The sequence below is a fragment of the Streptomyces sp. TLI_105 genome (assembly GCF_900105415.1).
Taxonomy (GTDB): domain Bacteria; phylum Actinomycetota; class Actinomycetes; order Streptomycetales; family Streptomycetaceae; genus Streptomyces.
On the sequence record NZ_FNSM01000001.1, the window covers coordinates 4189047 to 4213390 of the forward strand.

General features: G+C 72.9%; 23 protein-coding genes and 1 tRNA gene. 15 read left to right on the top strand and 9 right to left on the bottom strand.

Features of this window, described 5'->3' with window-relative positions; all coding sequences use genetic code 11:
* Positions 1–80 precede the first annotated feature (80 nt).
* The 3 genes from BLW86_RS19130 (at position 81) to BLW86_RS19140 (ending at position 2855) form a co-directional block, all read left to right on the top strand.
* Positions 81–167 (top strand) — tRNA-Leu (locus tag BLW86_RS19130).
* A gap of 184 nt (positions 168–351) precedes the next feature.
* The gene (locus BLW86_RS19135) at positions 352–2157 is read left to right on the top strand and encodes a sensor histidine kinase (protein ID WP_371129529.1); all 1806 of its coding nucleotides are present in this window, start codon (positions 352–354) and stop codon (positions 2155–2157) included.
* Positions 2158–2195: 38 nt separating this feature from the next.
* A complete protein-coding gene (locus tag BLW86_RS19140) occupies positions 2196–2855 on the top strand; it encodes a response regulator (RefSeq protein WP_093875158.1) in 660 nt (219 codons plus the stop codon).
* A 68-nt stretch (positions 2856–2923) separates the two neighbouring features.
* Here BLW86_RS19140 and BLW86_RS19145 read toward each other — a convergent pair whose 3' ends face one another.
* Positions 2924–3391, bottom strand: coding sequence for a MarR family winged helix-turn-helix transcriptional regulator (locus BLW86_RS19145; protein ID WP_093875159.1), 468 nt, complete (start codon positions 3389–3391; stop codon positions 2924–2926).
* A 170-nt stretch (positions 3392–3561) separates the two neighbouring features.
* Between BLW86_RS19145 and BLW86_RS19150 the strand changes: the two genes are divergently transcribed.
* The 4 genes from BLW86_RS19150 (at position 3562) to BLW86_RS19165 (ending at position 7960) form a co-directional block, all read left to right on the top strand.
* Positions 3562–4689: an ABC-2 transporter permease gene (locus tag BLW86_RS19150; protein WP_371129530.1), complete on the top strand. Its 1128-nt coding sequence runs from the start codon at positions 3562–3564 to the stop codon at positions 4687–4689.
* A gap of 245 nt (positions 4690–4934) precedes the next feature.
* A complete protein-coding gene (locus tag BLW86_RS19155; protein WP_093875160.1) occupies positions 4935–6395 on the top strand; it encodes a DUF2252 domain-containing protein in 1461 nt (486 codons plus the stop codon).
* 350 nt (positions 6396–6745) lie between these two features.
* On the top strand, positions 6746–7561 hold the full coding sequence (locus BLW86_RS19160; protein WP_256341687.1) for a hypothetical protein: 816 nt from the start codon (positions 6746–6748) through the stop codon (positions 7559–7561).
* Between the two features lie 54 nt (positions 7562–7615).
* Entirely contained in the window at positions 7616–7960 is a 345-nt protein-coding gene (locus BLW86_RS19165) for a rhodanese-like domain-containing protein (protein WP_093875161.1), read from the top strand.
* Positions 7961–7982: 22 nt separating this feature from the next.
* Here BLW86_RS19165 and BLW86_RS19170 read toward each other — a convergent pair whose 3' ends face one another.
* The 6 genes from BLW86_RS19170 to paaA all read right to left on the bottom strand — a co-directional run bounded on the left by BLW86_RS19170 (position 7983) and on the right by paaA (position 12857).
* Positions 7983–9116: an acyl-CoA dehydrogenase family protein gene (locus tag BLW86_RS19170; RefSeq protein ID WP_093875162.1), complete on the bottom strand. Its 1134-nt coding sequence runs from the start codon at positions 9114–9116 to the stop codon at positions 7983–7985.
* A 135-nt stretch (positions 9117–9251) separates the two neighbouring features.
* On the bottom strand, positions 9252–10340 hold the full coding sequence (locus BLW86_RS19175; RefSeq protein ID WP_093875163.1) for a 2Fe-2S iron-sulfur cluster-binding protein: 1089 nt from the start codon (positions 10338–10340) through the stop codon (positions 9252–9254).
* Positions 10341–10838 carry a 1,2-phenylacetyl-CoA epoxidase subunit PaaD gene (gene paaD, locus BLW86_RS19180; protein ID WP_093875164.1) on the bottom strand — a complete coding sequence of 166 codons (498 nt, stop codon included), beginning with the start codon at positions 10836–10838 and terminating at the stop codon, positions 10341–10343.
* On the bottom strand, positions 10832–11560 hold the full coding sequence (gene paaC / locus BLW86_RS19185) for a 1,2-phenylacetyl-CoA epoxidase subunit PaaC (protein ID WP_093875165.1): 729 nt from the start codon (positions 11558–11560) through the stop codon (positions 10832–10834). The genes paaD and paaC overlap by 7 nt, the downstream gene beginning before the upstream one ends.
* Positions 11557–11844 carry a 1,2-phenylacetyl-CoA epoxidase subunit PaaB gene (paaB, locus tag BLW86_RS19190; protein WP_030692422.1) on the bottom strand — a complete coding sequence of 96 codons (288 nt, stop codon included), beginning with the start codon at positions 11842–11844 and terminating at the stop codon, positions 11557–11559. Before paaB ends, paaC begins: the two co-directional genes overlap by 4 nt.
* Positions 11841–12857, bottom strand: coding sequence for a 1,2-phenylacetyl-CoA epoxidase subunit PaaA (gene paaA / locus BLW86_RS19195; RefSeq protein ID WP_093875166.1), 1017 nt, complete (start codon positions 12855–12857; stop codon positions 11841–11843). Before paaA ends, paaB begins: the two co-directional genes overlap by 4 nt.
* A gap of 145 nt (positions 12858–13002) precedes the next feature.
* Between paaA and BLW86_RS19200 the strand changes: the two genes are divergently transcribed.
* From BLW86_RS19200 to BLW86_RS19210, 3 genes are read left to right on the top strand one after another with little or no spacing between them, the layout of a single operon-like run.
* Entirely contained in the window at positions 13003–13812 is an 810-nt protein-coding gene (locus tag BLW86_RS19200; RefSeq protein ID WP_256341351.1) for a DUF5819 family protein, read from the top strand.
* Positions 13809–15050, top strand: a complete 1242-nt coding sequence (locus tag BLW86_RS19205) for an HTTM domain-containing protein (RefSeq protein ID WP_093875168.1) — start codon at positions 13809–13811, stop codon at positions 15048–15050. The genes BLW86_RS19200 and BLW86_RS19205 overlap by 4 nt, the downstream gene beginning before the upstream one ends.
* Complete coding sequence (locus BLW86_RS19210) at positions 15047–15709, top strand: TrmH family RNA methyltransferase (RefSeq protein ID WP_093875169.1); 663 nt, start codon at positions 15047–15049, stop codon at positions 15707–15709. Before BLW86_RS19205 ends, BLW86_RS19210 begins: the two co-directional genes overlap by 4 nt.
* Before the next feature lie 50 nt (positions 15710–15759).
* Here the strand turns inward: BLW86_RS19210 and paaN are convergent, their stop codons facing one another.
* Positions 15760–17457 carry a phenylacetic acid degradation protein PaaN gene (gene paaN / locus BLW86_RS19215; protein ID WP_093875170.1) on the bottom strand — a complete coding sequence of 566 codons (1698 nt, stop codon included), beginning with the start codon at positions 17455–17457 and terminating at the stop codon, positions 15760–15762.
* A 125-nt stretch (positions 17458–17582) separates the two neighbouring features.
* Between paaN and BLW86_RS19220 the strand changes: the two genes are divergently transcribed.
* Together BLW86_RS19220 and BLW86_RS19225 are read left to right on the top strand one after the other, a co-directional pair.
* On the top strand, positions 17583–19169 hold the full coding sequence (locus BLW86_RS19220; protein ID WP_093875171.1) for a 3-hydroxyacyl-CoA dehydrogenase: 1587 nt from the start codon (positions 17583–17585) through the stop codon (positions 19167–19169).
* Entirely contained in the window at positions 19166–19759 is a 594-nt protein-coding gene (locus BLW86_RS19225) for a TetR/AcrR family transcriptional regulator (RefSeq protein WP_093875172.1), read from the top strand. The genes BLW86_RS19220 and BLW86_RS19225 overlap by 4 nt, the downstream gene beginning before the upstream one ends.
* Before the next feature lie 203 nt (positions 19760–19962).
* Here the strand turns inward: BLW86_RS19225 and BLW86_RS19230 are convergent, their stop codons facing one another.
* Positions 19963–20487, bottom strand: coding sequence for an Lrp/AsnC family transcriptional regulator (locus BLW86_RS19230; RefSeq protein WP_093875173.1), 525 nt, complete (start codon positions 20485–20487; stop codon positions 19963–19965).
* A gap of 192 nt (positions 20488–20679) precedes the next feature.
* Between BLW86_RS19230 and pdhA the strand changes: the two genes are divergently transcribed.
* From pdhA to BLW86_RS19245, 3 genes are read left to right on the top strand one after another with little or no spacing between them, the layout of a single operon-like run.
* A complete protein-coding gene (gene pdhA / locus BLW86_RS19235; RefSeq protein WP_093875174.1) occupies positions 20680–21837 on the top strand; it encodes a pyruvate dehydrogenase (acetyl-transferring) E1 component subunit alpha in 1158 nt (385 codons plus the stop codon).
* Positions 21837–22883: an alpha-ketoacid dehydrogenase subunit beta gene (locus tag BLW86_RS19240; RefSeq protein ID WP_093875175.1), complete on the top strand. Its 1047-nt coding sequence runs from the start codon at positions 21837–21839 to the stop codon at positions 22881–22883. Before pdhA ends, BLW86_RS19240 begins: the two co-directional genes overlap by 1 nt.
* Positions 22883–24283: a dihydrolipoamide acetyltransferase family protein gene (locus BLW86_RS19245; protein ID WP_093878742.1), complete on the top strand. Its 1401-nt coding sequence runs from the start codon at positions 22883–22885 to the stop codon at positions 24281–24283. Before BLW86_RS19240 ends, BLW86_RS19245 begins: the two co-directional genes overlap by 1 nt.
* The last annotated feature ends 61 nt before the right edge of the window (positions 24284–24344 follow it).

Genomic DNA, 24344 nt, shown 5'->3' on the forward strand with positions numbered 1-24344 from the left:
CCACGGTCTGCGACGTGCTAATCTTCAGATGTCGCCAGGCGCTCCCACTGAAAAGTGAGAGGGCAGGGAGACCACCCAATGCGCGGGTGGCGGAATAGGCAGACGCGCTGGATTCAGGTTCCAGTGCCCGAAAGGGCGTGGGGGTTCAACTCCCCCCTCGCGCACCAGACGGAAGCCCCGTAGGTCATCGACCTACGGGGCTTTCGCGTATGCCAGGGCGGATGTGAGCCTTCCCACGTCGGGACGCTCGTGGGGGCGCTCGTCGGGGCCGCGACTTTTGTCTTCCGAGGGCGAGACGAAAGAGGGACGTCCGGGGGGACGGGCACTGCCTAGGGTTCGAGCGTGGACGCTATGTCGAAGTCGGGGGGCCGGCTCGCGATGTCGAAGTCGGGGGGCCGGACCGCGCGGGAGACCGCGGCCAGGGCCGCCGCCTGGTGGAACTGGCTCGTGATGCCCGGGCACTGGTCACGGCGCAGGATCACCGGCGAGGTGGCCCTCGCCGTGGTCGTCGCGCTGCTGGCGGCGGGCTCCGAGGAACTCCTGGGCGGCGAGGGAGGGCGGCTGGCCGCCGTCGCCGCGGGTGCGGCCGTGCTGTCGCTGCTGCGGCGCAGACTCCCCGCGGGCGTGCTCGTCCTGACCGCCGGCCTCGCGCCCTTCCTGCCCGGCCTCGGACCCCTGCTCATCGTGCTCGGCTGGTCGTCCGGCCGGTACGTCGCCAGCCCCGGGCGGGCGCTGGCCGCGTTCATCGCCGCCTTCGTCCTGGACGTCGGCGGGACGCTCCTGGAGACCTGGGACAGGCAGCGGCTCCTCACCATCGCCTTCATGGCCACCCTCTACTACCTGGGCACCACGCTGGCCCCCGGCCTCGCCCACCGCTACTGGGCCCAGCGGCGGACCCTGCTGCACGCCCTCCAGGAGCGCAACGCGCAGCTGCTGCGCGAGCGGAACATGGTGGTCTGGCAGGCCAGACTGCGCGAGCGGCAGCGGATCGCCCAGGACATGCACGACAGCCTCGGGCACCAGCTGGCGCTGATCGCCGTGCACACGGGCGCCCTCGAAGTGGACCGGGAGCTGGGCGAGCGGCAGCGCGAGGTGGTCGGCGTCCTGCGGAACGCCTCGGTGACCGCCATGCACGAACTGCGGGAGGTCGTCGGGATACTCCGCGACGGGGTCGCGGCGGAGGACGGCACCCCGTCGGCGCCCGCGCCGGCCGGGGACGAGACGGGGCGGGCCGCGCGCGGGACCGCCGGCATCGAGGGGCTCGTGGCGGCGGCCCGGGCCGCCGGCACCTCGGTCGGGCTGCGGCGGCTGGGGGAGGAGAGAGCACTGGCGCCGGCCGCCGACCACGCCGCGTACAGGATCGTGCAGGAGGCCCTGACCAACGCCTACAAGTACGCGCCGGGGGCGCCGATCGGCGTCGAGCTGCGCTACGAGCCGGACACCTTCGTCGTGGAGATCGTCAACGGCGAGCCGGTGGACGGTCCGGTGAAGGACGTGGTGAGCGGCGGGCAGGGGCTGACCGGCCTCGCCGAGCGGGCCCGCCTGGTGGGCGGCATGTGCCATGCGGGCCCGGCCGACGGCGGCGGGTTCCGGGTCGCCGGGATGCTGCCGTACGGGGCGGCGCCGGTCGCCGAGGCAGCGCCTTTGGTCGATGCGGCCGACGACTTCCGACAGCAGACCACGAAGCCGCTGGTGGGCGATGGTCGTCCGGTCCCGGTCGGACCGGCCGACTGGACGTTCACGGAGCGGGAGTTGGCGATGGCGGTGCGTGGGGGCAGGAGCAGGAGCACGGGCGGGGCGGTCGCACTGGGCTGCGGGATCGCGTTCGCGGCGCTCGTCCTGCTGGTGGTGGCGGGGGGCTTCGGCCTCTACTTCCTCATGGGCTCCTTGAAGGACGGCATGATCGACCCCGCCCAGTACGAGGCGGTGAAGGTCGGGATGACCGAGAAGGAGGTCCGGGACCAGTTGCCCCCCGGCGACACCATAGCCACGGCGGGGCTGGAGGGCACGGGGCCCGCGCGGCCCGAGGGCGCCGACTGCCTGGTGCTGATGTCCTCGGACATGGGCGAGACCTATGACGAGGAGCCCGTTTTCCGGTTCTGCTTCAAGGACGGCAAGCTGATCGAGAAGAAGTCGTACTCGGTCGAGCAGCGCTAGCGCTGGGCGGCCCGTACCGGAGGCGTGGGGGAGAAGCAGTGGCAGGGCAGCCCATCAGGGTCGTGATCGCCGACGACGAGCCTCTGATCAGAGCCGGGATCCGGATGATCCTCATCTCGGACCCGGAGATCGAGGTCGTCGGGGAGGCCGCCGACGGGCGGGAGGCGGTCGAGGCCGCACGGGCCCACGCCGCCGACGTGGTGCTGCTCGACATCCAGATGCCGGTGCTCGACGGCCTCTCCGCACTGCCGGAGCTGCGCCGGGCCGCGCCCGCGGCCCGCGTGATCGTCCTGACGACCTTCGGGGAGCGGGAGAACGTGCTGCGGACCCTGGAGCACGGGGGAGCCGGGTTCCTGCTCAAGGACACCGCGCCCGCCGAGCTGATCCGGGCGGTGCGGGCGGCCGCGGCGGGAGACGCGTATCTGTCGCCGGCGGCGACCCGGCACGTGGTGGAGCGGCTGGCCATGGGCCGCGAGGTGGCGCGCGCCGAGCAGGCGCGGACACGGGTGGCGGCGCTCAGCGAGAAGGAGCGGGACGTCCTGGCCCTGCTCGGCGAAGGGCTCTCCAACGCGGACGCCGGGAAGCGGCTTCACATGAGCGAGGCCACCGTGAAGACGTACGTGAGCCGGATCCTGGCCAAGCTGGACTGCGAGAACCGCGTGCAGGCGGCGCTGCTCGCGCGGGACGCGGGCCTGTAGCCCGCGGGAGGACTTGGACCGGGCCGGCGTGGGAGGGTCCGGGCCGGGCCGGTGTGCGAGGGCTGGGGTCAGTTCGCGGGGGCGCCGGGGAAGGGGCCCGCCGCCGCGGCGTTGTAGCGCAGCAGATACGCGGCGAAGCGGGCGAGATCCTCGGCCGACCAGTCCTCCAGACGTTCCTCGAAGGCGGCCATGCGGCTCGTCTGGGCCGCGGCGAGGACCCGGGTGCCGGCCTCGGTGGGGTGCAGCACCTGCACCCGGTGGTCGTCGGGGGCGGGGCGGCGTTCCACGAAGCCCAGCTTCTCCAGGCCGGCGACCTGACGGCTCACCGTCGACTTGTCCAGGAGGTAGTGGGCCGCGAGGTCGGTGGCGCGGCAGCCGCGCTGCTCCTCGATGTGGGCGAGCAGCGTGTACGAGACGAGCGGGAGTTCGGGATGGACCCGGGCCGCCGCGGCACGGGCCCGGCGCGCGAAGGCGGTCAGCTCGCGCTGGATGACGTCCACCGACGCCTCACGGGGTGGCTCTGCGGCGCCGGTCATCGTGCGCTCCCTGCTGTCGGTGCGTTGCCGCCGGTGCGTCGCCGTCGGTCCGGGTTGTTCGGGGCGGGGCGTTCGGGAGGAGTCGTTCGGGACGGGTCGTCCGGGACAGGTCGCCTCTCGCGAACTTTCGGTTGTATAGTACAACGGTTCTTTAGTTGTAAAAGCCAACCATGGAGGTCTCGGTGTCCGCAGGACCGAACACCAGCGGCGCGTTGCGGCATGTCCTCGGACATCTGCTCACCCCCCTTTTGATGTGCGTCGGCATGGGTCTCGCCTACCTCGGCGCCTTCCACGCGCCCGAACCCCACGACCTGCGCGTCGACATCGTCGGCTCCGGCCCCACCACCCAGGTCCTCGCACAGACGCTCCAGGACAAGGGCGCCGGCGCCCTCGACGTCCGTACCGTCCCCGACCGGGACACCGCCGTCTCCGCACTGCGCGAACAGCGCAGCTTCGGCGCCTACCTCCCCGGCACGAAGCCCGAACTGCTCGTCGCCTCGGGCTCCTCCGACACCAGCGCCATGGCCGTCGAGAAGGTGTTCACCAAGGTCGCCGCCGGACAGGGCGCGCCCCTCAAGGTCACCGACGTCGCCCCCACCGCCTCCGGCGACCCCACGGGCCAGGGCGTCTTCTTCCTGCTCGTCGCCCTCAGCATCGGCGCCTACGCCTCCGTCGCCGTCATCGGCGGAGCCGGAGCCGTCCTGCCCATGCGGATCAGGGCGCTCCTCGCCGCCGGCATGTCGCTCGTCGTCAGCCTGATCGGCACCCTCTTCGCCGGACCGGTCTTCCACCTGGTCGACCAGGGCCTCGGCGGCGTGTGGGCGTTGTCCTGGCTTTACGCCGCGGGCATCCTCGCCGTCGGCGTCGGCCTGCACACCTTCCTGCGGCGCTGGACCACGCTCGGCGTGATGGTCCTCTTCGTCATGCTCAACTTCACGAGCTCCGGCGGCATCTACCGGCCCGAGCTCCAGCCCGGCTTCTTCGGCGCGCTGCACGCCTTCTGGAACGGCGCGGGCTTCGTCGAGGGCGTGCGCGGTCACGTCTACTTCGACGGCCACGGGCTCGGCGGGAACGTCCTCGTCCTCGCCCTCTGGCTCCTCGCCGGCGCCACGCTCGTCGTCCTCGCCGGACTCACGGAGTCTCGACGGAAGCAGGCGAGCGCCGGCCAGGGGCAGGCTCCGGGGATGCCGGGGGCGGTCAAGGGCGGCGTCGATGCCGATGCCCGGGCCAGGGCCAGGGCTGAAGCTGAGGCCGAGGCCGAGGCCGAGGAAGAGATGGAAGAGGCCGTCGCGGTCTGAGGGCGGGCCCGAGGACGGCCTGGCCCTGGGCCTGGGCTGGGGATTGCGGCCCGGGGTGGGGTGTCTGGGGGTTGTGGCCCGGGGCTGGGGCCGGAGGACTGCGCCAGAGGCCTGGCTCAGAGGCTTGCTCCCGGGGTTGTCCACAGGCTCGTGGGGGCGTTGTCCACAGGGGGAGACGGGTGATCGGGAACGGCGGTACGGTCAGGGCCGGATGATGTTGGACATCGCATCGGGGGAGGCGTCCCATGGACGAGATCCGGGCCGTCGTGCCAGGACAGCGCGGTACGGACGAAGGGCAGGACGGGGCGCGCGTTCCGCACGTGCCGGGCTTCGCGCGCCGCGCCGCCCCCGTCACCGGGGTCTCCCCCAAGGACCGGGGCAAGCAGCTGCGCGAGCGGGTGCCCCGCTCCTCGCACGACCGGCCGGCCCTCGCCGCCGACCGCCCCGACGCCGTGCGCGCCGTCGAGGAATCGAACCGGGGCCGAGTCCCCGAGCTCGCGCCGATACGGGTCGGCAGGATGGCGGCGAGCCCCTTCGCCTTTCTGCGCGGCTCCGCCGGGCTCATGGCCCAGGACCTCGTCGGGACGCCCGTCACCGGGATCGCCGCCCAGATATGCGGCGACGCGCACGCCGCCAACTTCGGCCTCTACGGTGACGCGCGCGGACGGCTCGTCATGGACCTCAACGACTTCGACGAGACCGTCGTCGGCCCCTGGGAATGGGACCTCAAGCGGCTCGCCACGTCCCTCGTCCTCGCCGGACGGGAAGTGGGCGCGGACGAGGACGTGTGCCGGGCCGCCGCGTTCGACACCGCCGGCGCGTACCGGCGCACCATGCGCCTGCTCGCCCGGCTCTCCGCACTCGACGCCTGGAACGCGATCGCCGACGAGGAACTCGTCTCGCACACCGACGCCCGGGACCTCCTCGGCACCCTGGAGCGGGTCTCCGCCAAGGCCCGCAACAACACGAGCGCCCGGTTCGCCGCCCGGTCGACCGAGGCCGTGACGGACGCCGAGGGCGGCGGTCGCAGGTTCGTGGACGCTCCGCCGGTGCTGCGCAGGGTCCCGGACGCCGAGGCGGCCGAGGTCGCCGAGTCCCTCGGCGCGTACCTGGAGACCGTGTCCGAGGACAGACTGCCGCTCCTCGCCCGGTACGCCGTGCACGACGTGGCCTTCCGGGTGGTCGGCACCGGAAGCGTCGGCACCCGCTCCTATGTGGTGCTGCTGCTCGACCACCGGGGCGAACCGCTGGTGCTCCAGGTGAAGGAGGCCCGGCCGTCGGCCCTGCTGCCGCATCTGCAGGCCGCCGGATTCACCGTGCCGGAGGCCGGCCACGAGGGGCGGCGCGTGGTGCTCGGACAGAAGCGGATGCAGGTCGTCAGCGACATCCTGTTGGGCTGGACCACGGTCGAGGGGCGTCCGTTCCAGGTGCGGCAGTTCCGCAACCGCAAGGGAAGCGTCGACCCCGCCGCCCTCACCGCGGACCAGCTCGACGACTACGGGCGGATGACCGGGGCCCTGCTCGCCCGCGCGCACGCCCACAGCGCCGACCCGCGCCTGATATCCGGCTACTGCGGCAAGAACGAGGAGCTCGACGAGGCCGTCGCCGCCTTCGCCGTCACGTACGCGGACCGCACCACCGCGGACCACGCCGACCTGCTCTCGGCCATCCGCACGGGTCGCGTGGCGGCGGAACTGGGCGTCTGACGTCCGGCGGGGGCGGAGGAGCGAAAAAAGGGGGAGGGGAGGGAGGGGGAGGGAGGGGGGAGGCCCCCTGCGAGGACCGTAGGCTGGGTGGGACGAGGCGGAACGAGGACTTGGCGGGCGTGGACGTGAGCGTGGACCAGGGTGTGAACGAGGGACCCGGGGACGAGCGGCCCGAGGCCGAGCAGCCCGAGGGCCGACCGTCTGCGGAACCGCAGGTCGGCGCGCAGCAGGTCGCGGACCCGGAGGCTGTGGATCCGCAGGCCGGGGTGCAGGGAGCCGTGGACCCCGAGGCTGGGGATCCGCAGGCCGGCGCGCAGGAGGCCGTGGACCCGGAGGGCGTGAGCCCGCAGGTGACCGTGGACCCGGAGGGTGCGGGGCCGCAGCTGGGGGAGCAGCGGCCCGAGGCTCGGTTGGAGCAGGCTGTGCGGGTGGCCGAGCAGGCGTTGATCGAGTTCGAGATCGCCGTCGAGACCTTCCGGGTCGAGGTGGAGAACTTCTCGCGGCTGCACCACCAGAAGCTCGGACCGATGTACGCGCGGCTCGACGAGCTCGACGCGCGGATCGCCGAGGCGCGGGCGGCGCGTACCGGGGACCCCGAGGATCTGCGGCGGGCGCAGGAGGCGCGGGCCGCGGTGCTGCCGATGCCCGGCGTGGACGAGCTGTTCAACGACTGGATCGACACCGACGGCCTCTCCCCCGAGGCCGCCGCGATGCTCACCGGCCGGCCGGTGCAGTCGCCGAAGCGGGTCCGTCCCGGCGAGGAGGCCCGCAGGCTCTACCGCGAGCTGGCCCGCAAGGCCCACCCCGACCTGGCGCGCGAGGAGGACGAGCGGAAGCGGCGTGAGGAGTTCATCACCCGCGTGAACGCCGCCTACGCCCGGGGCGACGAGGCGCTGCTGCGTGAGCTCTCGGCGGAGTGGGAGGCCGGGCCGGTGCCGGCCGAGGAGCGGCTGAGCGAGAGCGAGGAGCTGTACGCGCGCCTGGAGTGGCTGGCCGAGCGCAAGGACATGCTGTCGGCGGTGGCGCGCGAGCTGGAGGAGAGCGCGATCGGCGCGATGCTGCGGATGGCGCCGGACGACCCGGACCAGCTCCTGGAGGAGATCGCCGAGCAGCTGCTCGCGCAGGTCTCCGAGCGGGAGAACGAGCTGGCCGGGCTGGTGCAGTAGTTTTTCTGTGCGCCCGAGTCCTTCGGGCGGTTCTGACGAGAGAAGGCCTTTCCCATGAATTTCTCCCCGCTGCCCTCCGTGGAGGCGGCTTCCGTGCCGGCCGATGCCCTGGTGCTGGACGTCAGGGAGAACGACGAGTGGGCGGCCGGTCATGTCGAGGGTGCGCTGCACGTGCCGATGAGTGACTTCGTGGCCCGCTTCGGTGAGGTGACGGAGGCCGTGGCCGAGCGTGGTCGCGCTTATGTGATGTGCCGGGTCGGGGGTCGTTCGGCGCAGGTCACCCAGTACCTGGTGCAGCAGGGCTTCGATGCGGTGAACGTGGACGGCGGGATGCTCGCCTGGGACGGTGCCGGGCGCCCGATGGTGGCGGAGAGCGGGAGCCCGGCCTTCGTTCTCTGAACCTTTGCGGCTTTCCCGGGCGTCAGTCGAGGGGGTGGGCGGCCAGTAGGTCGCCGAGGGCCTCTTCGTGGGCGGCTGCGGGGCCGAGGGACAGTTCGAGGTGCTTGGCCCAGGCGTGGTAGCGGTGCAGCGGGTAGTCGGTGTCGGCGCCGAAGCCGCCGTGCAGGTGCTGGGCGGTCTGCACCACGCGGCGTACTCCTTCGGAGGCCCAGATCTTCGCGACGGCGATGTCGCCCGCCGCGGGCAGGGGCCCGTCGGTGTCGCTGGAGAGGCGCCAGGCGGCCTGCCAGAGGGTGGCCTCCATGGCGCGCAGGTCGATGTAGCGGTCGGCGGTCTGGACGGCGACGGCCTGGAAGGTGGCCACGGGGTGGCCGAACTGTTCGCGTTTTCCGGTGTACTGGCTCGTCATGGCGAGGACGGCCTCCCCCAGGCCGAGGGCGAGCGCGCAGGTGCCGGTGGTGAGGATGTCGCGCAGTCGTTCCCAGGCGCCGTCGGTGTCGATGACGTCCGTGTCGTCGAGGTGTACGGCGTCGAGGCGGAGTTCGGCGAGGAGTTCGCCGTTGGTGGAGTACTGGTCGGTGAGGCCGAGGCCGTCGTGGGTGCGGGGCAGCAGGGCGAGGACGGTGCCGCCTTCGGTGGTGTGCGCGGGTACGGCGATGATGTCGGCGCGGTGGGCCCAGGGGACGGCGGTCTGGAGGCCGTCGAGGGTCCAGCCGGTTTCGTCGCGGCGCGCGGTGACGGCGTGGTCGGCGGGTTCGTGGCCGGTGCGTCCCTGGGCGGCGGCGGTGAGGACGAGTTCGCCGCGGGCGACGCGGGGGAGCAGTGCGGCGGCCGTGCGGGGGTGGGCGTACCGCTCGACGGTGAGGGCGACGGCGCTGGTCTCCAGGAGCGGGACGCGGGCGAGGACGCGGGCGGATTCGCGCAGGACGAGGCAGAGGGCGACGGGGTCGAGGCCGGCGCCGCCGTGCTCGGGGGTCAGGGCGAGACCGAGGAGGTCGGCGGCGGCGAGGCGTGTCCAGAGTGGCCGGTCGAGGTCATCGGCCACGGCGCCCGGGGTGAGGGCGGGGCTGGGGACGGCGTCGGGTGCGACGTCCGAGAAGATCGCCTTGGCCGCTTCGACGGCTGCCTGCTGCTCTTCGGTGAAGGTGAAGTCCACTGTGCTGCCTTCCCGTTGCCGACCCCTGCCTATCTGACGGTTCGTCAAGATAGAACAGGTTCTAGGGGAAGGGAATGGCGGCGCCGGCCGTACTTCGGCTGCGCCGCCGTTCCGTCAGCGCTAGGGGGTGTCTTGTCAGCGGTCGAAGTCCAACTCCACGTCCGGGGTGGCCGGGTGGGACTGGCAGGCCAGGACGTATCCGGCTTCCGTCTCCTCCGGTTCCAGGGCGAAGTTGCGGTCCATCCGCACCTCTCCGCCGACGACGAAGGCGCGGCAGGTGCCGCACACCCCGCCCTTGCAGGCGTACGGGGCGTCCGCGCGGGCGCGGAGCACGGTGTCGAGGAGCGTCTCGCCGCGCTCCACCGGCCAGGTGCCGGACCGGCCGTGCAGTGTGGCCGTCAGGGTGGCGTGCGCGGGGGCGTCCGCCGCGGGGGCGGGCGCGGGCGCGGAGCCGTCGTCGACGTGGAAGATCTCCTGGTGGATCCGGCCGCGGTCGACGCCCAGGCCGCGCAGTGCCTGCTCGGCGCCCTGGACGAGTCCGAAGGGGCCGCAGAGGAACCAGCCGTCGATCGTGTCGACCGGCAGCATGGCGGGCAACAGTTCGGCGAGCCGCTCGCGGTCGAGGCGACCGGAGGGCAGACCTGCCTGCTGCTCCTCCCGGGAGAGCACCGTGACGAGCTGGAAGCGGTCCGGGTAGCGGTCCTTGAGGTCGGCGACCTCGTCGAGGAACATCGTGGACGAGGCGGTGCGGTCGCTGCGGATCAGGCAGAACCGGGCCTCCGGCTCGCGGGCGAGCAGGGTGGCCGCCATCGAGAGCACCGGGGTGATGCCGCTGCCGCCGACGACGGCGGCGAAGTGGCCGGGGCGCGGGGTGAGCGAGAAGCGGCCCATCGGCTCCATGACCTCGACGAGGTCGCCGACGGCCAGCTCCTTGAGCGCGTACGTCGAGAACGAGCCGCCGTCGACGAGCCGGATGCCGACGCGCAGGACGGGGGGTTCGCCGGCCGGGGAGGCGGGGGCGCAGATCGAGTACGTGCGCCGGATCTCCTCGCCCTGCTCGCCGGTGCGGCGCAGGGCGAGGTGCTGTCCGGGGAGGTGTCGGTACGCCTCGTGGAGTTCGGGTGGGACCGCGAAGGTGACGGCCACGGAGTCGTCCGTGAGGCGGTCGACCTCGCTCACCCGGAGCGGATGGAACCCGGCCCGTCCGGCGGCTGAGGACACCATCTACAACTCCTTGAAGTGGTCGAACGGTTCGCGGCAGGCGGTGCAGCGGCGCAGTGCCTTGCACGCGGTGGAGGAGAAGCGGCTCAGGAGCTCGGTGTCGGTGGATCCGCAGTGCGGGCAGCGGATCGCCAGGGTGAGGGGCACGGGGCCGCCGGCGGGTCCCTGGGGACGGGGCGGGGCGATGCCGAACTCGGTGAGTTTGCGCCGTCCTTCCTCGCTGATGTCGTCGGTGGACCAGGCCGGGGCGAGGACCATGACGACGGTGACGTCCGGCACGCCGTGCCGGTGGAGGGCCTGCTCGATGTCGGAGGCCATGGCCTCGATGGCGGGGCAGCCCGTGTAGGTGGGGGTGAGGGTGACCTCGACCCGGCCGGGGCCGAGGACCTGCACGCCCCGCATGACGCCGAGTTCCTCCAGGGTGAGGACGGGCAGCTCCGGATCGGGGACGGAGCCGGCGATGCGGCTCAGTTCCTCCTCCAGGGCCGTCGTGGTCACCATGTCGCCCCCGGGTGGCTGCGGTGCAGGTGCTGCATCTCGGCGAGCATCCGTCCGAAGGACTCGGTGTGGAGGCCCTGTCGGCCGGCGCCCGCGCTCCAGGCGCCGGTGCGCGGCCCGGAGGGCACGGTGAGCGTGGCCCGGCCGAGGACGTCGGTGACCGAGTCCAGCCAGGCGGTCTCCAGGGCCGGGAGGTCCAGGTCCAGGCCGTCGACGGGCTGGAACAGTTCGCCGGTGTACCGCCAGAGGGCGTCGCAGGCGCGCTGCATCCGCTGGTGGCTCTCGGTGGTGCCGTCGCCGAGGCGCAGGGTCCAGTGCTCGGCGTGGTCCTGGTGGTAGGCGACCTCCTTGACGGCCTTGGCCGCGAGGCCGGCGAAGGGGCCGTCGCCGGAGGCCAGCCGCCCGTACAGGAGGCGCTGGTAGGTGGAGAAGTAGAGCTGCCGGGCGATGGTGTGGGCGAAGTCGCCGTTGGGCTGCTCGACGAGCTGGCTGTTCCGGAAGGAGCGCTCCTCGCGGAGGTAGGCGAGTTCGTCCTCGTCGCCGACGAGGGAGAGCAGGACCCGGGCCTGGCCGAGGAGGTCGAGGGCGATGTTGGCCAGGGCGACCTCCTCCTCCAGGACGGGGGCGGAGCCGGCCCACTCCCCCAGGCGGTGGGAGAGGACGAGGGCGTCGTCGCCGAGGGCGAGCGCCGCGGCGGCGGTGAGGGTGTCGGTGGTGCCGGTCACAGGTGCTTCACCCCTTCCGGGATCTCGTAGAAGGTCGGGTGGCGGTAGGGCTTGTCCGCGGCCGGCTCGAAGAAGGGGTCCTTCTCGTCGGGCGAGGAGGCGGTGATGGCCGTGGAGGGGACGACCCAGATCGACACGCCTTCGGACCGGCGGGTGTAGAGGTCGCGGGCGTTGCGCAGGGCCATCTCCGCGTCGGGTGCGTGGAGACTGCCCGCGTGGGTGTGGGACAGTCCGCGGCGGGAGCGCACGAACACCTCCCACAGCGGCCAACCGTCGGTCGTCATGCCCGTGCCTCCCCGTGCTTTCCGGTGTGCTTGTCCGCGTAGGCCGCCGCCGCTTCTCTGACCCAGGCGCCGTCCTCGTGGGCCTGGCGTCGCTTGCTCAGCCGCTGGTCGTTGCAGGGGCCGTTGCCCTTGAGGACGTCCCAGAACTCGGTCCAGTCGATCGGGCCGAAGTCGTAGTGCCCGCGCTCCTCGTTCCACCGGATGTCGGGGTCGGGGAGGGTGAGGCCGAGGGCCTCGGCCTGGGGCACGGCGATGTCGACGAAGCGCTGGCGCAGTTCGTCGTTGGAGTGGCGCTTGATCTTCCAGGCCATCGCCTGGGCGGTGTGGGTCGACTCGTCGTCCGGGGGGCCGAACATCATCAGCGAGGGCCACCACCAGCGGTCCACGGCGTCCTGGGCCATCGCGTGCTGGGCCTCGGTGCCGCGGGAGAGGGCGAGCAGTGCCTCGTACCCCTGGCGCTGGTGGAAGGACTCCTCCTTGCAGACCCGGACCATCGCGCGGGCGTACGGGCCGTAGGAGCAGCGGCAGAGGGGGACCTGGTTGGTGATGGCGGCGCCGTCCACGAGCCAGCCGATCGCGCCCACGTCGGCCCACGTCAGCGTGGGGTAGTTGAAGATCGAGGAGTACTTCTGGCGGCCGGAGTGGAGCTTGTCGAGGAGCTCGTCGCGGCTGGTGCCGAGGGTCTCCGCCGCGCTGTACAGGTACAGGCCGTGGCCGGCCTCGTCCTGCACCTTGGCCATGAGGATCGCCTTGCGGCGCAGCGAGGGCGCGCGGGTGATCCAGTTCGCCTCGGGCTGCATGCCGATGATCTCGGAGTGGGCGTGCTGCGCGATCTGCCGGACGAGGGAGGCGCGGTAGGCCTCGGGCATCCAGTCGCGTGGCTCGATCCGCTCGTCGGCGGCGACGGCGGCGTCGAACACGGCCTCGTAGGCGGCCTGCTCGGCCGCCGCGGCCGTGTCCGACGCGCCGGGCACGCCCGTGGTCCCTGCCGTCCCTGCCGTCACTGCGGTCATCAGACCCCCTACCGACCGATCGTTCGGTTGAATGACTTCAATGGTGGGTCGGCGGCCCGTATGGTGTCAACCCTGTGGATAACCGAGGTGGGCCGATCGGGATCGGGGCGGGATGGACGCGTACGTCGAAAAGGACGCGGTCGAGATGAGTGACGACGGGCGCAGACCCCCCGAGGACCCCTCGGCCCACGGACGAAATCACCTCGATGACCCGTCGGTCGCCGCTTCCGAGGCCCCGGACGCCCCCGGCACCCCTCCCGGGGCCGAGGGGGCCGGCGCAGGGATCACGGCCCTCTCGCTGCCGTACCAGGTCGTCGCCGCCGTGGCGCTCGCCGTCGTCGGCGTGTTCGCCTGCGTCCACCTGGCGATGGTGTTCCTGCACGTGGCGCCGTCCAACACGCTGACCAAGCGGCACGGCGAGGCCGTCAGCGACTGGATCTACCCCGAGTTCGAGCAGAACTGGAAGCTCTTCGCGCCCAACCCGCTCCAGACGAACATCTCCGTCGAGGTCCGGGCCGAGCTCGTCGGCGCCGACGGGGGCCGCCGCACCACCGGCTGGATCGACCTCACCGCCCAGGACATCGAGGCGATCCGCCACAACCCGATGCCCAGCCACGCGCAGCAGAACCAGCTCCGCAGGGCCGTGGACTTCTACCTCAACACGCACACCGACGACCACCGCCCCAACGGACTGCGCGGCACCCTCTCGGAGCAGTACATCCGCCGGATCGCGATGCTCAGGCTCGAAGCCGTCGAAGGACCCGGCGGGCGGGCCGTCGGCCCCGACGTGCGGCGCATCCAGCTCCGCACCGTCTCCCGGACCGTCCCCGCCGCCCGGTGGAACACCGAGAAGACGCGGACCACCCCCTCCTACCGGGACTTCCCGTGGTGGAGGATCACCGAGGCCGACCGGTCCGCCGGCGCCGTCACGAGCCGCACGGAGGCGGGCCGATGAGCACTTCCACCGCCACGCCCGCGCGTGCCCGCGAACCCTTCGACCGCCGGCTCGCCCGCGGGGTGCAGGCCGTCACCAGCCGTCCCCTCGCCCCGTACCAGAGCGCGATCATCCGGATCGGCTTCTCGCTGACCTGGCTGCTCTTCCTGCTGCGCGAGCTGCCCCACCGGCACCAGCTGTACGGACCCGAGGGTCCCTGGTCCTGGGAGCTGGCGCAGCGGCTGATCGCCGACAACCGGGCCTTCACGGTGCTCCTGTGGTCGGACGGCCGGATCTGGTTCGAGGTCGTCTACGGGCTCGCGGTGCTCTCGGCCGCGCTGCTCCTCGTCGGGTGGCGTACCCGGGCCGTGTCCGTGGTCTTCATGGTCGGGGTGCTCTCGCTGCTGAATCGCTCCATCTTCGTGGGCGACGGCGGCGACAACGTCCTGCACATCGTCTCGATCTACCTCGTCTTCACCCGCTGCGGCCGGGTGTGGTCCCTGGACGCCCGGCGGGCGGCCCGTGAGGACCGGGCGGCCCGGGCCGGGGAGCCCGGGCGCCGTGATGTCGTCGGACCGCTGCTGTGGGTGGTGCTCGGCGGCTTCCTCCTCGCCGCCACCTGGTTCAGCGACGTCTCCGGCGAGTGGTGGGTGCCGGTGCTGCTGTGGGTGCTGTGGCTCGGCAACGGGCTGTGGTGGCTGGTCTGCCGGATCGCCCCCGGGGAGCCGCGCACCCTGCTCGACGTCCTCGCGAACCTCGCGCACAACGCCGTCCTCGTCGTGATCATGGCCGAGGTCTGTCTGATCTACGCCACGGCCGGCTGGTACAAGATCCAGGGCTCGCGCTGGCAGGACGGGACCGCGCTGTTCTACCCGCTCCACCTGGACTACTTCTCCCCCTGGCCGGCCCTCTCCGAGCTGCTCGGCGCCAGCGGGGTCATGGTGATGCTGCTGTCCTACGGCACGGTCATCGTCCAGGTCGCCTTCCCCTTCACGCTCTTCAACCGCAAGGTCAAGAACGTCCTCCTGGTCGCGATGATGATGGAGCACGCCGGGATCGCGGTGCTCCTCGGACTGCCCGTCTTCTCGCTCGCGATGATCTCCGCCGACGCCGTGTTCCTGCCGACGGCGTTCCTGGTGTGGCTGGGCGCCCGGGTGGCCGCGGGCAGGGACCGGCTGCTGAAGCGGGCCCCCGCCGGGACGCTGCCCGAGCAGCGCCGTACGGCCGAGGAGCACGGCCCCCGTACCCTCGTCGGGTGAGCACCACGGAAGAACAGCCCGAGCCGGTCCAGTACGACGAGGGGTTCGGCCCCGAGATCGGCGTCGGGCCGCACCCGGAGCCGTGGCCGCGGGACGAGCGGTACGACCCCGAACTGCTCGCCGGCGGCGACCGGCGCAACGTCGTGGACCGCTACCGGTACTGGACGCGCGAGGCGGTCGTCGCCGATCTGGACACCCGGCGCCACGACTTCCACGTGGCGGTGGAGAACTGGGGCCACGACTTCAACATCGGCTCGGTCGTGCGGACCGCGAACGCCTTCCTGGCGAAGGAGGTCCACATCGTGGGCCGCCGCCGCTGGAACCGGCGGGGCGCCATGGTCACCGACCGCTACCAGCACGTCCGGCACCACCCGGACACCGAGTCGCTGACCTCGTGGGCGGCGGCCGAGGGCATCCCCGTCATCGGGATCGACAACCTGCCGGGCGCCGTCCCGCTGGAGCGGACCGTGCTCCCCCGCCGCTGCGTGCTGCTCTTCGGACAGGAGGGCCCGGGGCTCACCGAGGAGGCCCGCGCCCATGTGGAGATGGTCTGCTCGATCGCCCAGTTCGGCTCGACCCGGTCGATCAACGCGGGCGCGGCCGCCGCGATCGCCATGCACGCGTGGGTGCAGCGGTACGCGGAGATCGAGGCGCCGTAACCCTCGCGAGCTCTCGTGGAGGCCCCGGAGGGCCTCCACGAGACCGTGGATCAGGCCTGGCGGCGGACCTCCACCACCCGGAAGCGGTTGGAGACGAAGGCGCCGTCGCACAGCGCGGCGTTCGCCGCCGGGTTGCCGCCGGAGCCGTGGAAGTCGGAGAACGCGGCCGTCTGGTTCACGTACACCCCGCCCGTGAGGTTCAGCGAGAGCTGGGCCGACTCCTCCAGGCAGACCTCCTCCACCGCGCGCTCGGTGTCCGCCGAGGTCGTGTAGGCGCCGACCGTCATCGCGCCCTTCTCACGGACCGTGCGGCGCAGCAGCTCCAGGGCGTCGGCGGTGGAGTCCACCGAGACCGCGAAGGAGACAGGGCCGAAGCACTCCGAGAAGTACGCGGCCTGGGCGTCCGGCTTGGAGCCGTCCAGCTTCACGATGACCGGCGTCCGGACCACGGCGTCCGGGTACTCCGGGTTGACCACCTCGCGGGAGGCGAGCGCGACCTCGCCGAGCCCGGCGGCGGCCTCCAGGCGCGCCTTCACGTCCGGGTTGACCAGGGCGCCGAGCAGACCGTTCGCCCGGGCGTCGTCGCCGAGCAGGCCGCCGACCGCCGCCGCGAGGTCGGCGACGACCTCGTCGTACGACTTCGGGCCCTGGTCGGTGGTGATGCCGTCGCGGGGGATCAGCAGGTTCTGCGGGGTGGTGCACATCTGGCCGCTGTAGAGGGACAGCGAGAAGGCCAGGTTGGCCAGCATCCCCTTGTAGTTGTCGGTGGAGTCCACCACGACCGTGTTGACGCCGGCCTTCTCGGTGTAGACCTGGGCCTGGCGGGCGTTGGCCTCCAGCCAGTCGCCGAAGGCGGTGGAGCCGGTGTAGTCGATGATCCGGATCTCGGGGCGCACGGCCAGGGTCTTGGCGATGCCCTCGCCGGGACGCTCGACGGCGAGCGCGACCAGGTTCGGGTCGAAGCCGGCCTCCGCGAGCACCTCACGGGCGATCTTCACCGTCAGCGCGAGCGGCAGGACGGCGCGCGGGTGCGGCTTGACCAGGACCGGGTTGCCGGTGGCGAGGGAGGCGAACAGGCCCGGGTAGCCGTTCCACGTGGGGAAGGTGTTGCAGCCGATGACCAGCGCGATGCCGCGGCCGACCGGGGTGAACTCCTTGCTCAGCTCCAGGGGGTCGCGCTTGCCCTGCGGCTTGGACCAGTCGGCCCGCCCGGCGGGCGTGCGGGTCTGCTCCTCGTACGCGTACGCCACGGCCTCCAGGCCGCGGTCCTGGGCGTGCGGGCCGCCGGCCTGGAACGCCATCATGAACGCCTGGCCGCTGGTGTGCATGACGGCGTGGGCGAACTCGTGGGTCCGGGCGGAGATCCGGGCGAGGATCTCCAGGCAGACCAGGGCGCGGGTCTCGGCGCCGGCGTCCCGCCAGGCGCCCATGCCCGCGCGCATGGCGGGGAGCAGCACGTCGAGGTCGGCGTGCGGGTACTCGATGCCGAGCGACGGGCCGTACGGCGAGATCTCGCCGCCGGTCCAGCCGTCCGTGCCGGGCTGGTCGAGGTCGAAGCGGGTGTTCAGCGCGGACTGGTGGGCGGCGAGGCCCGCCGCGGCGTCGAGCGAGCCGTCCGCGCCGTACGCCTTCGGGTGCTCGGGGTACGGCGACCAGTAGGCGCGGGTGCGGATGGTGGCGAGCGCCTGGTCGAGTGTGGACCGGTGCTTCTCGGCCAGACGGTCGGTGGTCAGCTGAGCGGTGGCCATCGATGGACCAACTCCTCGTCGAGCTGGGCAGGGAGACGCGTACGGAGTTAGAGTAACCGAACGATCGGTCGGGACAAGGGGGGTCCGTCGATCCTGTGGAAAACCCATCGGGGAGGATCACTCCTATGAGCGCCAACGTGACCGTCAGGGGGAGCGACGACGTGACCGCCAACGAGACCGCCGCCGTGGAACAGGACCGCACCGCCGCCATCGGCCGGGACCGCGTCGTCGCCGTCGTCGGCACCGGCACCATGGGCCAGGGCATCGCCCAGGTCGCGCTGGTCGCCGGCCACCCCGTGCGCCTCTACGACAGCGCCCCCGGCCGGGCCACCGAGGCCGTCGCCGCCCTCACCGCCCGCCTGGACCGGCTCGTGGAGAAGGGCCGCCTCGACGCCGCCGCGCGGGAGGCCGCCGTCGGCCGGCTGCACGCCGCCGAAGACCCCGCCGAGCTCGCGGACGCCGCCCTCGTGATCGAGGCGATCGTCGAGGACCTCTCGGTCAAGCAGCGGCTCTTCGCCGACCTGGAGAAGATCGTCGGCGACGACACCGTCCTCGCCACGAACACCTCCTCCCTCTCCGTCACCGCCATCGCGGGAGGACTGCGGCTGCCCGGCCGGTTCGTCGGCCTGCACTTCTTCAACCCGGCGCCGCTGCTCCCCCTCGTCGAGGTCGTCAGCGGCTTCGCCACCGACGCGGACGTCGCCACGCGCGCGTACGAGACGGTGAAGGGCTGGGGCAAGACGCCGGTGCGCTGCGCGGACACCCCCGGCTTCATCGTGAACCGGGTCGCCCGCCCCTTCTACGCCGAGGCGCTCCGGGTCTTCGAGGAGGGCGCGGCCGACCCCGCCACCATCGACGCAGCCCTGCGCGAGTGCGGCGGGTTCCGGATGGGGCCCTTCGAGCTGACCGACCTCATCGGGCAGGACGTGAACGAGGCCGTCACCCGGTCGGTGTGGGAGTCCTTCTACCAGGACCCGAAGTTCACGCCCTCGCTCGCGCAGCGGCGGCTCGTGGAGTCGGGACGGCTCGGCCGCAAGACGGGCCAGGGCTGGTTCTCGTACGCGGAGGGCGCGGAGCGGCCCGAGCCGCACACCGCTCCGCCGGCCGAGGCGCCCGAGCGGATCGCCGTGCGCGGAGACCTGGGGCCCGCCGAGCCGCTGATCGAGCTGTTCGAGGAGGCCGGGATCGAGGTCCGGCGCAAGGGCGGCAACGGATACGTCCTGCTGCCCGGCGGCGCCCGGCTCTGCCTCGCCGACGGCGAGACCGCCTTCGAGTACTACACCGACGAGATCATCTACTTCGACCTCGCGCTGGACTACGCGCGCGCGAGCCGGATCGTCCTGTCGACCGGCGAGCACACCTCGGACGAGTCCCTCGCCGAGGCCGTGGGACTCTTCCAGGCGCTCGGCAAGCAGGTGTCCGTCATCGGCGACGTGCCCGGCATGATCGTCGCCCGTACGGTCGCGATGCTCGCCGACCTCGCGGCCGACGCGGTCGACCGGGGCGTCGCCACCGCCGAGGACGTCGACACGGCGATGCGTCTCGGGGTCAACTACCCCGTCGGCCCGCTGGAGTGGGCCGGGAAGGTGGGGCACGAGCGCGTGCGCGACCTGCTCATGGAGCTGCACGAGCGCTACCCGACGGGACGGTACGCGCCCAGCCTGGCCACCGCCCGCCGGGGATACGCCGAGGAAGCGGAGGACTCCCGATGACCACGGCCAAGCGCGACACGTACACCCCCGAGACGCTGCTCTCGGTCGCGGTGCGGGTCTTCAACGAGCGCGGTTACGACGGCACCTCGATGGAGCACCTGTCCAAGGCGGCCGGGATCTCGAAGTCCTCGATCTACCACCACGTGGCCGGCAAGGAGGAGCTGCTGCGGCGGGCGGTCAGCCGAGCGCTCGACGGGCTCTTCGCGATCCTCGGCGAGCCGGGCGCCGGGCGCGGCCGGGCCGTCGAGCGGGTCGAGTACGTCACGCGGCGGACCGTCGAGGTGCTGATAGCGGAGCTGCCGTACGTGACGCTGCTGCTGCGGGTGCGGGGGAACACCGCCACCGAGCGGTGGGCGATGGAGCGCCGCCGCGAGTTCGACCACAAGGTGGCCGATCTGCTGAAGGCCGCCGCCGCCGAGGGCGACCTGCGGGCCGACGTGGACATCCGGCTCGCGACCCGGCTCCTCTTCGGCATGATCAACTCGCTGGTGGAGTGGTACCGCCCGCACCCGGACACGACGGCGGAGCGGGAGCAGCTCGCCGAGACCGTCGTCCACCTGGCCTTCGACGGGCTGCGGACGGCCCGCTGAGACGTCTTACGGGCCGCTGAGCCGCCCCTGCCGGGCCTGGGGGCGTGGCGCCGCCCTCTTTGCAGGGCCTCGGGGGCTCCGTGGCCGCCCCTGTCCGGGCCTCGGGGCTCCGTAGCTGCCCCTGGCCCGGGGCCTGGGGCTCCGCGTCGGCCCGCGGCCCCGCTGATCCCCCGTACGGCCCACCGCGGGCTCGGTGGGCCGGGTCAGCGGCCCGGGGTGCGGGGGTCCGGGTCCAGGTCCGTCTCCTCGAAGACCAGCAGGGTCCGGGTCGAGAGCACCTCCGGGATCGACTGGAGCTTGGTGAGCACCAGCTCGCGCAGGGTCCGGTTGTCGGGGGTGTGGACGAGCAGCAGGACGTCGAAATCGCCGCTGACCAGGGCGATGTGCGCGGCTCCCGGCAGGGCCTGGAGCTGTTCGCGCACGGTCCGCCAGGAGTTCTGGACGATCTTGAGCGTGATGTAGGCGGAGGCCCCGTGCCCCGCCCGCTCGTGGTTGACGCGGGCGCTGAAGCCGCGGATCACCCCGTCGTCGATGAGCCGGTTGATCCGCGCGTACGCGTTGGCCCGGGAGACGTGCACCCGCTCGGCCACGGAGCGGATCGAGGCGCGACCGTCCGTCTGCAGGATGCGGAGGATGTCGCGGTCGATGGCGTCCAGCGGGCGGGCCGGAGGCCCTGTGGATCCCGCCGTCGGCGCCGGGGCGACGACCTGCTCCCAATCGTCGGCCATTTGTTCATCCGCCATGTGCCCCCGCCTCTCTCCGGTGGACGACCTGCCCTCATCCCAGGCTGTGGAGAACCGTTTGTCCACAGGCTGGAGGTGCCTGTAGCCAAAATGCCTCCACGACCGAACAATCGGTAGGTGAGGCGCGCCACACTCGCGCCACCCGCCTTCGGGTCTTATGCCCGCTCCCATGAGGAGGTGGACTCGTTGCAACAGCGCAGTTCGACAGTCCAAGAGCCGCCCGGTGCCGTCCCCGCTGACCGGCACACCCCGCCGACGTGGCAGCCGCGTACCGACCCCGCCCCGCTGCTGCCGGAGGCCGAGCCGCTGCGCGTGCTCGGCACGGACGCCGTGGCCGACGCCGACCCCGCGCTGCTGCTCCGGCTCTACGCGGAGCTGATCCGCGGCCGCCGGTACAACACCCAGGCCACCGCCCTCACCAAGCAGGGCCGGCTCGCCGTGTACCCGTCCACCACCGGCCAGGAGGCGTGCGAGATCGCCGCCGCCCTCGCCCTGGAGGAGCGGGACTGGCTCTTCCCCTCGTACCGCGACACCCTGGCGGCCGTCGCCCGGGGCCTCGACCCCGTCCAGGCCCTCACGCTGCTGCGCGGCGACTGGCACACCGGGTACGACCCGCACGAGCACCGCATCGCGCCGCTCTGCACGCCCCTCGCCACCCAGCTCCCGCACGCCGTGGGCCTCGCCCACGCCGCCCGCCTCAAGGGCGACGACGTCGTGGCCCTGGCCATGGTCGGCGACGGCGGCACCAGCGAGGGCGACTTCCACGAGGCGCTGAACTTCGCCGCCGTCTGGCAGGCCCCCGTGGTCTTCCTCGTGCAGAACAACGGCTTCGCGATCTCCGTGCCGCTCGCCAAGCAGACCGCGGCCCCCTCCCTCGCCCACAAGGCCGTCGGGTACGGCATGCCGGGCCGGCTCGTCGACGGGAACGACGCGGTCGCCGTCCACCAGGTGCTCACCGAGGCCGTGGCCCGCGCGCGGCGCGGCGGCGGCCCCACCCTCGTCGAGGCGATCACCTACCGGATCGACGCCCACACCAACGCCGACGACGCGACCCGCTACCGGGCGGCCGACGAGGTCGAGGCCTGGCGGGCGCACGACCCGATCCTCATCCTCGAACGGGAACTGACGGAGCGTGGACTGCTCGACGAGGACGGCAGGCGCGCGGCGGCCGAGGCCGCCGAGACGATGGCGGCGGAGCTGCGCGAACGGATGAACGCCGACCCGGTGCTCGACCCGATGGAGCTCTTCGCCCACGTCTACGCGGAGCAGACGACACAGCTGCGCGAACAGGCGGCGCAGCTGCGCGCCGAGCTCGAAGCCGAGGGTGAGGCGTGATGACGACCGCGACGACCGGCCCCACTGCGGCCAAGGCCGGCGGGAACGCCGCCAAGCCGAAGCCCGCCACGATGGCGCAGGCGCTCCAGCGCGCCATGCGCGACGCGATGGCCGAGGACCCGACCGTCCATGTGATGGGCGAGGACGTCGGCACCCTCGGCGGCGTCTTCCGGGTCACCGACGGGCTCGCCAAGGAGTTCGGCGAGGACCGGTGTACGGACACCCCGCTGGCCGAGGCGGGCATCCTCGGCGCGGCCGTCGGCATGGCCATGTACGGCCTGCGGCCGGTCGTGGAGATGCAGTTCGACGCGTTCGCGTACCCGGCGTTCGAGCAGCTGCTCTCCCACGTGGCGAAGATGCGGAACCGCACCCGCGGCGCGATGCCGATGCCGATCGTCATCCGCGTCCCGTACGGCGGCGGGATCGGCGGCGTCGAGCACCACAGCGACTCCTCCGAGGCCTACTACACGGCCACGCCGGGACTGCACGTCGTCACCCCGGCCACCGTCGAGGACGCCTACGGGCTGCTGCGCGCGGCCATCGCCTCCGACGACCCGGTGGTCTTCCTGGAGCCCAAGCGGCTCTACTGGTCCAAGTCCGACTGGTCCCCCGAGGCGCCCGCGCCCGTCGAGCCGATCGGCAAGGCCGTCGTGCGGCGCCGGGGCACCGGGGCCACCCTGATCACCTACGGTCCCTCGCTGCCGGTCTGTCTGGAGGCGGCGGAGGCCGCCCAGGCCGAGGGCTGGGACCTGGAGGTCGTCGACCTGCGCTCGCTCGTGCCGTTCGACGACGAGACCGTCTGCGCCTCGGTGCGACGCACCGGCCGCGCGGTCGTCGTCCACGAGTCGACCGGCTTCGGCGGCCCCGGCGCGGAGATCGCCGCGCGCGTGACCGAGCGGTGCTTCCACCACCTGGAGGCGCCGGTGCTGCGGGTCGCGGGCTTCGACATCCCGTACCCGCCGCCGATGCTGGAGCGGCACCACCTGCCGGGCGTGGACCGGGTCCTGGACGCGGTGGCGCGACTGCAGTGGGAGGCGGGGAGCTGATGGCACAGGTCCTTGAGTTCAAGCTGCCCGACCTCGGCGAGGGACTCACCGAGGCCGAGATCGTGCGCTGGCTGGTCGCCGTCGGCGACGTCGTCGCCATCGACCAGCCGGTCGTCGAGGTCGAGACGGCCAAGGCCATGGTCGAGGTGCCCTGCCCGTACGGCGGTGTCGTCACCGCCCGGTACGGCGAGGAGGGCACCGAACTGCCCGTCGGCGCACCGCTCCTGACGGTCGCCGTCGGCGGCACGGGCGCGCCGGAGGAGCTCGCGGAGGCCGCTCCGGGAGCGGCCCCCACGGAGGGCCGGGCCGACGCCGAGTCGGCCGTCTCCTCGGAGTACTCGGGCAACGTGCTCGTCGGCTACGGCACGGCCGGCCCCGCCGCCCGCCGTCGCCGGGTGCGGCACACGAACCCGGCGGCCGCCCAGGCGCAGGCGGCCGCTCCGGCGCCGGTCGCGGGACAGGCTTCGGCCACCGCCCGGACCCCTGCGGCCGCTCCGGTGGCCGGTGGGCACGCGGGCCCGGTGCCCGTCATCTCGCCGCTCGTGCGGAAGCTGGCCCGCGACCGGGGCCTCGATCTGCGGGAGGTGCGCGGATCCGGCCCCGAGGGGCTGATCCTGCGGGCCGACGTGGAGCTGGCCCTCGCGGCCCTGGAGCAGCCGGCCGCGGCCCCGACGCCCGCCCCGGGCGCCGCCGTGGCCCCCGTCGCGACGGCCGGCGAGCGGGTTCCGCTGCGCGGGGTCCGTGGCGCGGTGGCGGACAAGCTGTCCCGCAGCCGTACGGAGATCCCCGACGCGACCTGCTGGGTCGACGCCGACGCGACCGAGCTGATGGCGGCACGGACGGCGATGAACGCGGCCGGCGGGCCGAAGATCTCGCTGCTCGCGCTCCTCGCGCGCATCTGCGTCCACGCCCTGGCCCGGTTCCCCGAGCTCAACTCCACGGTGGACACGGCCGCCCGGGAGATCGTCCGGCTGCCGTCCGTGCACCTCGGTTTCGCCGCCCAGACCCCGCGCGGGCTCGTCGTCCCCGTGGTCAAGGACGCGGGGAGCAGGACGGCGGAGTCGCTGACGGCGGAGTTCGCCCGCCTGACGGAGGCGGCCCGGCAGGGCGCGATCACCCCGGCCGATCTGACCGGCGGCACGTTCACCCTGAACAACTACGGGGTGTTCGGGGTCGACGGCTCCACGCCGATCATCAACCACCCCGAGGCCGCCATGCTCGGGGTCGGCCGGATCATCCCCAAGCCCTGGGTCCACCAAGGCGAACTGGCGGTCCGTCAGGTGGTGCAGCTCTCGCTCACCTTTGACCACCGCGTCTGCGACGGCGGCACGGCGGGCGGCTTCCTGCGGTACGTGGCGGACTGCGTCGAGCAGCCTGCCGTCCTGCTCCGCACGGTCTGACGAGGAACGGCCGCACCGGACCCCCACCCGGTGCGGCCGTCCGGTGCGCGTCGGTCGACCG

Coding starts and splice junctions, on each gene's coding strand:
- BLW86_RS19135 (WP_371129529.1), top strand. CDS start 352: ATGTCGAAGTCGGGGGGCCGGCTCGCGATGTCGAAGTCGGGGGGCCGG.
- BLW86_RS19145 (WP_093875159.1), bottom strand. CDS start 3,391: ATGACCGGCGCCGCAGAGCCACCCCGTGAGGCGTCGGTGGACGTCATC.
- BLW86_RS19150 (WP_371129530.1), top strand. CDS start 3,562: ATGGAGGTCTCGGTGTCCGCAGGACCGAACACCAGCGGCGCGTTGCGG.
- BLW86_RS19155 (WP_093875160.1), top strand. CDS start 4,935: ATGGACGAGATCCGGGCCGTCGTGCCAGGACAGCGCGGTACGGACGAA.
- BLW86_RS19165 (WP_093875161.1), top strand. CDS start 7,616: ATGAATTTCTCCCCGCTGCCCTCCGTGGAGGCGGCTTCCGTGCCGGCC.
- BLW86_RS19175 (WP_093875163.1), bottom strand. CDS start 10,340: ATGGTGTCCTCAGCCGCCGGACGGGCCGGGTTCCATCCGCTCCGGGTG.
- paaD (WP_093875164.1), bottom strand. CDS start 10,838: ATGGTGACCACGACGGCCCTGGAGGAGGAACTGAGCCGCATCGCCGGC.
- paaB (WP_030692422.1), bottom strand. CDS start 11,844: ATGACGACCGACGGTTGGCCGCTGTGGGAGGTGTTCGTGCGCTCCCGC.
- paaA (WP_093875166.1), bottom strand. CDS start 12,857: ATGACCGCAGTGACGGCAGGGACGGCAGGGACCACGGGCGTGCCCGGC.
- BLW86_RS19200 (WP_256341351.1), top strand. CDS start 13,003: ATGAGTGACGACGGGCGCAGACCCCCCGAGGACCCCTCGGCCCACGGA.
- BLW86_RS19205 (WP_093875168.1), top strand. CDS start 13,809: ATGAGCACTTCCACCGCCACGCCCGCGCGTGCCCGCGAACCCTTCGAC.
- paaN (WP_093875170.1), bottom strand. CDS start 17,457: ATGGCCACCGCTCAGCTGACCACCGACCGTCTGGCCGAGAAGCACCGG.
- BLW86_RS19220 (WP_093875171.1), top strand. CDS start 17,583: ATGAGCGCCAACGTGACCGTCAGGGGGAGCGACGACGTGACCGCCAAC.
- BLW86_RS19225 (WP_093875172.1), top strand. CDS start 19,166: ATGACCACGGCCAAGCGCGACACGTACACCCCCGAGACGCTGCTCTCG.
- BLW86_RS19230 (WP_093875173.1), bottom strand. CDS start 20,487: ATGGCCGACGATTGGGAGCAGGTCGTCGCCCCGGCGCCGACGGCGGGA.
- BLW86_RS19240 (WP_093875175.1), top strand. CDS start 21,837: ATGACGACCGCGACGACCGGCCCCACTGCGGCCAAGGCCGGCGGGAAC.
- BLW86_RS19245 (WP_093878742.1), top strand. CDS start 22,883: ATGGCACAGGTCCTTGAGTTCAAGCTGCCCGACCTCGGCGAGGGACTC.